4 protein-coding genes are annotated in these 4065 nt (G+C 74.7%); 2 read left to right on the top strand and 2 right to left on the bottom strand.

The genetic code is table 11. The annotated features are described in order from the left end of the window. The coding region (locus tag H5J29_RS23575) for an arabinosyltransferase C-terminal domain-containing protein (RefSeq protein WP_220187828.1) at positions 1 to 703 on the top strand (703 nt) is incomplete at its 5' end. Positions 704 to 733: 30 nt separating this feature from the next. Here H5J29_RS23575 and H5J29_RS23570 read toward each other — a convergent pair. After that, entirely contained in the window at positions 734 to 2455 is a 1722-nt protein-coding gene (locus H5J29_RS23570) for an arabinofuranosyltransferase AftB family protein (protein WP_246394187.1), read from the bottom strand. A 218-nt stretch (positions 2456 to 2673) separates the two neighbouring features. Here H5J29_RS23570 and H5J29_RS23565 point away from each other — a divergent pair, with 218 nt between their 5' ends. Beyond that, positions 2674 to 3654 carry an L-histidine N(alpha)-methyltransferase gene (locus H5J29_RS23565; RefSeq protein WP_312858370.1) on the top strand — a complete coding sequence of 327 codons (981 nt, stop codon included), beginning with the start codon at positions 2674 to 2676 and terminating at the stop codon, positions 3652 to 3654. On the opposite strand, the gene H5J29_RS23560 is transcribed toward H5J29_RS23565, so the two are convergent. After that, the coding region (locus H5J29_RS23560; protein WP_181783217.1) for an alpha/beta fold hydrolase at positions 3638 to 4065 on the bottom strand (428 nt) is incomplete at its 5' end. The genes H5J29_RS23565 and H5J29_RS23560 overlap by 17 nt on opposite strands.

The raw sequence follows: 4065 nt of genomic DNA, 5'->3' as shown, positions 1-4065 counted from the left end.
GTCCGCCCCGCTGGTGCTCGGGGTGGCCGGGCAGATCGGGTCGGGGACGTCGCTGGCGCTGGAGTTCGGCCGGGGCGGGGCGGTCGTGGACACGATCGAACCCTCCGGCTCGTCCGGCGCGGTCACCGCAACCTCGGACCCGCTGGGCACGGCGACCTCGGGCGCGGGCTGGCGGGACGTCCGGCTCGACCTGACGGGCCGCCCGGCCGCCACCGCCGACGCGGTGCGGGTGGTCGCGGCGGACGAGGCGCTGGGCGACGGCGGCTGGCTCGCCGTCGCCGAGCCCCGGGTCCCGCAGCTGACACCGTTGACGCAGGTGGTGGCGGGCACCGTCGGGTACCTGGACTGGCCGACCGCCTTCCCGAGCCCGTGCCTGGAACCCTTCGGGATCCACCGGGGGGTGGCGGAGATGCCCGCCTACCGGATCCTGGCGGACACCCAGCAGCGGGAGGTCGGGGACAACTGGGGCTGGCCGTCGACGGGCGGTCCGCAGGGCTGGATCGACCAGGTCGCCGCGCAGCGCGTGCTGCCGAGCTACCTGCAGGGCGCCTGGGACTTCGACTGGGGCCAGCTGCGCATGCTGGAGCCCTACGTCCCCGGCGGCGCCCCGGACGTCACGCGGGGGGACCGGACGATGTGGGGCTGGCAGCAGGTCGGCACGATCGGCGAGGCCCCGGCCGACCCACCCCTGGACCGCCCCTGACCCTGTGAGCGGCGATAGTCGCTATAGCGACTATCGCCGCTCACAGGTGGGGTCGGGCTCTCGCGGGTAGCGGTAGCCGGTGCGGTCGAGCGAGCCCGTGAGGTTCTGCCAGAAGCGGTCGAGGGTGAGCGGGGCGCGGTAGGACTCGATCATCTCGACGGTCTTCGGGCAGGCCAGGGCATCCCGGGCCGTGGCGACCCTCGTCGGGTCCACGAAGCCGGTGTCGCCGGTGACCCCGGCGTCGGCGAGGAACCACTCCGGGAGTAGGTCCTTGTCGTGCCCGATCCGCCCGCCCGGCACCCCGGTCGCGTGCCCGGCGATCGGGTTGACCAGGCCCACCCCGTCGAGCACCCGGGTGGTGAGCGGCGACAGCTCGCCCGCCACGCCGAGGTTCAGCCAGACCATCGTGTCCCGGTCCATGGTCGACGGGTAGAGATACCAGTCCCCGCCGCCCACGATCGCCAGCGACGGCTCGGCGGAGCGCTCCAACCGCGCGACGCCCTCGGCGACCAGGGGGTGCGAGCGGTAGTCGTCCGCGGTGACCGGGTTCTCCACGCCCAGCAGCAGCACGTAGTAGAGCCGCTCGTTCGCGATCCAGTTCGGGCCCAGCGTCTCGCCGTACGCCGGGCGCAGCGAGGTGAGGCAGAGCCCGGCCCACACCGCGGTCGCCAGCACCGGGACGATCGTGAACCGGCTCAGCGGCACGACCATCACCGGTAGGAGCAGGCAGAACAGCGCGGGCAGCAGCATCCGGCCGTGCATGAAGTCGCCACCGACGCGGGTGACGTAGAGGCCGAGGAGCAGCGCGGACACCACCGGCACGGCGGCGACGACCGCGGTGAGCCCCTTCCGCGGAGCGGGCTCGCCGCCGCGGCGCACCGCGCTCCGCAGGCCCAGCGCGAGCACCGTGAGCAGGAGTCCGGCGCCCGCCCACCAGAGCTCGTAGGTGCCGAGCAGGTCGTCGAGGTAGAAGCCGCCCTGCTCCCACCGCGTGACGCCCGCCTCCTTGGCCAGCGCCGTGGACGGGACGAGCAGGCCGTAGTAGCCCATCCGGAAGACCTCGTAGGCCGCGGGCACCGCCAGCGCCGCCGCGGCCAGGCCGAGGATCCGCCGCCACCCGCCCTGCCACTCCAGGGCCAGGAGGGCCGCGCCGACCGGCAGCCAGAGCAGCGCCAGGTCCGGCCGCACGAGGGGGGCCAGCCCGAGGACCACGGCGAGGAGCCAGGCACCCTTGTCGCCGCGCAGCCGTCTGACCAGCAGCCACCAGGTCAGCCCCAGCCAGGCCGTGATCATCCCGGTCTCCAGGCCGGAGGTGCCGAAGTCCCAGAACGGGGGCAGCACGAGCACCACGAGCGCGCCCGCGGGCAGGACCGCCCGGGCCCGCCAGAGCCTGCGCGCGGCGTCCATCGCCAGGACCAGGCCCGCCACCGAGCACACCAGCCCGAGCACCACCGCCGCCCAGTTCAGCGACACGCCGGGGACCAGCCCCGGCAGCGCGAGCAGGTACGTCCACAGCGTGGAGGTGTTCGCCTCGACCCGCTCGCCCGCGTTGAACACCGGACCCGCGCCGCCGAGCAGGTTCCGGACGGTCCTGAGCACGATCAGGCCGTCGTCGGAGACCCACCGCCGGTTCCAGACGAGGGCGGCGAAGCCCAGCCCGAACACCACGAGGACCGTGGCGTTCCACGTCCGGCGGGCGGTCGGCGCGGGCGGGGGTCCGAGGCGGACCCGGCCGGGCACCACGGTGTCCATGGTCGGCTCCTCGAGACGGCGGTTCCCGGACTACACCACGACGAACGAGCCCGGCCCGCGAGCGGCGGTCCGATCGGGGCCGATAGACGCCGGATCGTGACCCGGCGCGCAGCCGGCCGCAACGCTGCCGGCAGCCTGTCCGCGTGGTCTCCCCCACCCGCCCCGGGGCGGGTAGTCCTGCTCATGACTCCGCAGCGTCCCGGCTCGGGCCGGTACCGGTGAGCGCCTCCCCGCTCACGCAGGTCGACCAGGACTTCTGGAACGACGGCGCGCTGCTCGAGGCCTGCCTGCGCGAACCGGTGCCGCGGATCCCGCCGCACTTCGGCTACGACGCCCTCGGCTCGGAGCTGTTCGAGGCGATCACCGCACTGCCGACCTACACCCTGACCCGGGCCGAGCGCGGGCTGCTCGAGCGGTGCGCGGCGGACATCGCCGCCCGGATGGACACCGCGCACCTGGTCGAGCTCGGCAGCGGCAGCGCCCGCAAGACGCGGCTGCTGTTGGCCGAGTGCCTGCGCCTGCGGCCGACCACCTACCTGCCGGTCGACGTCAGCCGGGAGATGTTGGAGGGCAGCGCCGCCGACCTCGTCGCGGCGCTGCCGGGCCTGTCCGTGCACGGCCTGTGGGGCCGGTACGAGGCCGGGCTCGCCGCGCTCCGCGACCTGGTGGGCGGCGACCCGGTCGTCGTCGCCTTCCTCGGCAGCAACATCGGCAACACCACCCCGGCCGAGCGGGCGGCGCTGATCGGGGCGGTCGCGGCCGCGTTGGAGCCCGGCGACGGCTTCCTCGTGTCCGTCGACCTGGTCAAACCCGCCGCGGACATGGAGCGCTGCTACAACGACCCACCCGGCCACGACGCCTTCCGCCGCTTCCGGCTCAACCACCTGACCCACCTCAACGAGCGGTTCGGCGCGGACTTCCGGCTCGACCGGTTCGAGCCGCGCGCCCACGCCGTGGGGCCGGTCGTGGAGGGGCACCTGCACGTCGCCGAGGACCACCGGGTCACGCTCCCGGCCCTCGACCTGCGCCTCGACCTCCCCGCGGGCAGCACGGTCAACGTCGGGTTCTCGGCCAAGTTCCGGCCCGACGTGGTGGCCGCCGAGGTCACCCCGCACGGGCTCGTCCCCGAGGCCGAGTGGGTGGATCCCGGGCTCGCGTACGGGATCTTCCTGTTCCGCCGGGTCAGGCAGGCGCGGTGACCGCCGGTGCGGGTACCGGCTGTCGGAGCCGGCGGCGCAGGGACCTCAGGTCCGTGCGGACCGGGCGGCTGGTGCGGACGAAGTCGAGCAGCGCCGCCGCGAAGCGTGCCGGGTGCTCGGAGTGGGGGAAGTGCCCGGTGCCCTCGAAGACCTCCAGGCGGCTGCCCGGGAGCCGGGCGTGCGCGGCCAGGGTGTGGGCGACCGGGATGACGGTGTCGGTGGATCCCGCGACGAGCAGGACGGGGACGTCGGCGAGCAGGTAGAGCCTGCCGGTGCCGTCGAGCCGCTGCCCGGACCAGCTCAGCGTGCTGCGCACGGTCTGGACGAACGCGTGCCGCGCGCCGTGTTCGGCGAAGGAGCCCAGCGCGTAGGACATGCCCTCGACGTCGGCGGTCGGGATGCCGGGCAGCA

Origin of the sequence: Pseudonocardia pini (assembly GCF_013870575.1) — a bacterium.
Classification (GTDB): Bacteria; Actinomycetota; Actinomycetes; order Mycobacteriales; family Pseudonocardiaceae; genus Pseudonocardia; species Pseudonocardia pini.
This window is presented reverse-complemented; position numbering and strand designations above follow the sequence as displayed.

Coding starts and splice junctions, on each gene's coding strand:
- H5J29_RS23570 (WP_246394187.1), bottom strand. CDS start 2,455: ATGGACACCGTGGTGCCCGGCCGGGTCCGCCTCGGACCCCCGCCCGCG.